The organism is Haladaptatus ordinarius, from assembly GCF_054177595.1.
The window spans coordinates 1-3,132 of record NZ_JBPEHH010000217.1 but is presented as its reverse complement, the minus strand read 5'-3'; the positions used below and the strand labels follow the sequence as shown (position 1 = coordinate 3,132).

At 52.9% G+C, this 3,132-nt stretch carries 6 protein-coding genes; 5 read left to right on the top strand and 1 reads right to left on the bottom strand.

The genetic code is table 11. From position 1 onward, the window contains the following. The first annotated feature begins 157 nt into the window (after positions 1-157). A complete protein-coding gene (locus ACR3FF_RS26510; protein WP_458191073.1) occupies positions 158-388 on the top strand; it encodes a HalOD1 output domain-containing protein in 231 nt (76 codons plus the stop codon). Between the two features lie 248 nt (positions 389-636). Then, the gene (locus ACR3FF_RS26505) at positions 637-993 is read left to right on the top strand and encodes a HalOD1 output domain-containing protein (protein ID WP_458191072.1); all 357 of its coding nucleotides are present in this window, start codon (positions 637-639) and stop codon (positions 991-993) included. A gap of 15 nt (positions 994-1,008) precedes the next feature. On the opposite strand, the gene ACR3FF_RS26500 is transcribed toward ACR3FF_RS26505, so the two are convergent. Next, entirely contained in the window at positions 1,009-1,188 is a 180-nt protein-coding gene (locus ACR3FF_RS26500) for a hypothetical protein (protein ID WP_458191071.1), read from the bottom strand. Positions 1,189-2,130: 942 nt separating this feature from the next. On the opposite strand from ACR3FF_RS26500, the gene ACR3FF_RS26495 reads away from it, so the two are divergent. From ACR3FF_RS26495 to ACR3FF_RS26485, 3 genes are read left to right on the top strand one after another with little or no spacing between them, the layout of a single operon-like run. Then, positions 2,131-2,370, top strand: a complete 240-nt coding sequence (locus ACR3FF_RS26495) for a helix-turn-helix domain-containing protein (RefSeq protein WP_458191070.1) — start codon at positions 2,131-2,133, stop codon at positions 2,368-2,370. Further along, a complete protein-coding gene (locus ACR3FF_RS26490; protein ID WP_458191069.1) occupies positions 2,367-2,639 on the top strand; it encodes a type II toxin-antitoxin system HicB family antitoxin in 273 nt (90 codons plus the stop codon). The genes ACR3FF_RS26495 and ACR3FF_RS26490 overlap by 4 nt, the downstream gene beginning before the upstream one ends. Before the next feature lie 15 nt (positions 2,640-2,654). Further along, entirely contained in the window at positions 2,655-2,909 is a 255-nt protein-coding gene (locus ACR3FF_RS26485) for a type II toxin-antitoxin system HicA family toxin (RefSeq protein WP_458191068.1), read from the top strand. The last annotated feature ends 223 nt before the right edge of the window (positions 2,910-3,132 follow it).

Below are 3,132 nucleotides of genomic sequence, written 5' to 3'. Positions count from 1 at the left end.
CGAGTCCGAAAGAGCACCGTCTGGCTGAGGGATATTGAACACATTCACTCAACCAGACATCTTCCTAATTAGACTAACGCTTTAGCTTCAGTTCTCACATCGGTTGGGAAGTACCGATTATGAACGCGAAAGCCACCGCGATCTGACCACCGAAATCATGTTCGCGATCGCGGACGCCGAGGATGTTGCTCCAGTGGATCTCAAAGATCCCCCATTATACGAATGTGTAGATATCGCCGCCATCGAAGACGGCTTCTTCGGGCCAGAGGTCGCCGGGCAGCCCCGTGATAGCGAGGGGAATGTTGGCTTCCAATATAACCAGTATCACGTTGAGGTTGCGAGTGATGGGTGGATTACTGTCTCCGAGCCGACTGCGGACGGGGACTAACTCCATTCTATCAGTCGCTTGCGCCAGTGAGGAACAGATTCACAGCTGGCACGAAATGCCGTTCGAGTAGCGTTCTCTTCCCAGCCAGAACTTTATGTGACTGGTGCATAGGGACTCTGACGGAGAAGCAAGGACATACTGTGTATCCGTTTCCAGGGCGCGGAAACGAACCTTTCAGAAACAGTCTGGCTGTTTCACATGCCGTATGTGGGGTGCATTCTAGAGTTAGTACTTCTCATCCCCACACAATGACTGATCACACACCCCCTTTCGACGACGATCACGAGCAGCAAGACGATGAGACCTACCAGACGGAATTTGATCCGTCCACGGACAGCGTCAGTGAAGAGCTGATTAAGGCAGTTGCGACACTCAATGATGCTGATCCCACTGAACTAGCACTGCTCTCGGAGTTTGTCGATCCCGACGCACTTGATGCGCTCTTTGGACCACGGGCTAGTGAGACCCCGCGTGTGCCGAATGGGCATGTCCTATTCAATTACGATGCGTATCACGTCAAGGTCGACAGCAGCGGGCAGATTACAGTCCACCAGTCCAACTCGGAATTCGACAACAAACGTTCTCCGAGTGGAGAAAACGAATAACACGTTGTTTGTGCGCTATTCACTCGTGGTGAAGTGGATCTCGGTTGGTCGGAGTGTAGAGTCGGCCAGCTCAGCAAGGAGATCGTCGTCGATGTCTCGAATCGTACCTGGAATGTCGAAGGCGATGACGTCCTGTTCGACACCGACGTCGAGCGTGTCAAGCTCGAGTTCCGGCTGCTCGTCCAACCGAACCACAAATTCTGCTATACGTTAGCAACCAGAGTTCAGTGGGAAGGGGTACCGGTGAGTGCTGCTCTCTCGAGAGTTCGACGATGACGACAATATGGTATCAGAGTGACCTTCCGATGCCAGTCCAATCCCAGGGATCCCTGAGCAGGTTCTTGAAGTCGACTACATGGTCCAGTCAGTCGCACACTCCCGACGGCAAAATCTGTTAAATGTGCTTGAATCGAAAACCGAAGATTGAGTGCGGTCAGTCTCTTATTCAATGTCTTTCTGATGATTGGCTGCTGGTATCGAATCGAGGGCCTTTTTTCACGAGATTCTCATCGTGATCCCAGATGAGAAGGCCACGCTCCACTAATGTGGAAAGAGCAGTATGGCGGTGGGCAAGCCGAAACTGTGCGACATCTTCGTCAGCCGAAGGTGGGTCGTCGTGTGGCATGCACAGTTACTTGCTACGCATATTCGTAAACCCAGACGATTTTCGAGACTACTAGACGTGTGATGAATCGAGTGAATTCAACACCCAAATAGTAGATTGCCGAAACAGTTACTACCGACTATGAGATTTACACCAGGTACTTCATACGCCTGATTGAGACCATCTGAGAAATCCACTGCCGCTTATACTGCCCACAGGAAGTCAATCCGCTAAATCGGCCAAATTTCAGAGATCGACCGCGCTACCGTCGCACGTTCTACTTTGGTTATCAAATCAATCAGTCATCCCGAAACGCGTCGAAATCCCAGAGATCAGACTACTTTTCGCACGATCGTTCAGAGGATCCAACACATTACCGCTGATGTCTCTAACAGGTGGCACGCTCAATATGCACTACGAAGATCTGGTGAGGGACGTGCATTTTCCCGGTCATCTGTTAGTAGTACATACTAACAAGCGCCATCTACTCCGGAGTAGATGGACTTTTGTCTCTAGAGCACGTTTTCTCGAGTATGAGCACAAGCGAACGTGACGAACGCGGGCGCTTTTCCGCGAAGCACACCGACGACGAAGTCGTCGCCGCCGTGCGGAAGCACGAACCAGCGGCCACGAGCGAGGTCGCCGACGAACTGGAGATCAAGCGACCTAGTGCTGACTATCGACTGCGACAACTCCAAGAGGAGGGCACGGTGACAAGCAAGAAAATCGGCACCTCTCTCGCGTGGAGTCTGACACCGGAGACTGAACCATGAGTACCGATTCGAGCACCAACCACGAACCACCGACAGGCACCACAATTACGCTCACTCGCGAAGAAAAGTGGTGGGTCGCAAAGGACGAGGAAACGAGCGTTGTCAGCCAAGGGAAGACGCGCCAAAAGGCACTCAAAAATCTTGATGAGGCACTCCAGGGATACCACGGCGAGGGTGAACCTCCGGACGACAAGGATCTCCGCGAGTTGGGGATCGATCCCGAACAAAACACGTCCGGATCTCTCGACGACTCGGAGATCTTCGACTGACTTCTCCTGACGACAATGTCGTATGCGCCGTTTTCTGGGAAGGATGTCGTAAAGGTAATGGTCAACAGCGGAATCTACGAGTGGAAACGCACACGGGGAGACCACGCAATCCTCCGGTGGGAGCCGCCCGAAGGGCACGACTCGGAAGCCCGAACCGTGCCCGTCCCACTCCACGATGAACTCAGCGCGGGCACGCTCCGAAGTATCGCCGATCAGGCCGGCGCGAAGGACTACCAAAAGTTCAAAGCCTGGATCGATAACAACCGGTAGCCGCCACGCACAGATTGAGTTGGAACTACCGGGGGGGTTCCACTTCCGCTTATGGATTTGAGCAGCAGTGTGGAAAATCTCGAAGTAGCGGAGCTCCCTTCTAGAGTCGGTACTTCCCATCGAGTCAGTGGATAGTCACGACTGACGGGGTTAGATTCTCAGGAAGCGTCTGGATGGGTGATTATGAGATTTCTCTACCATCCAGACACTGTTCTTACGGCTG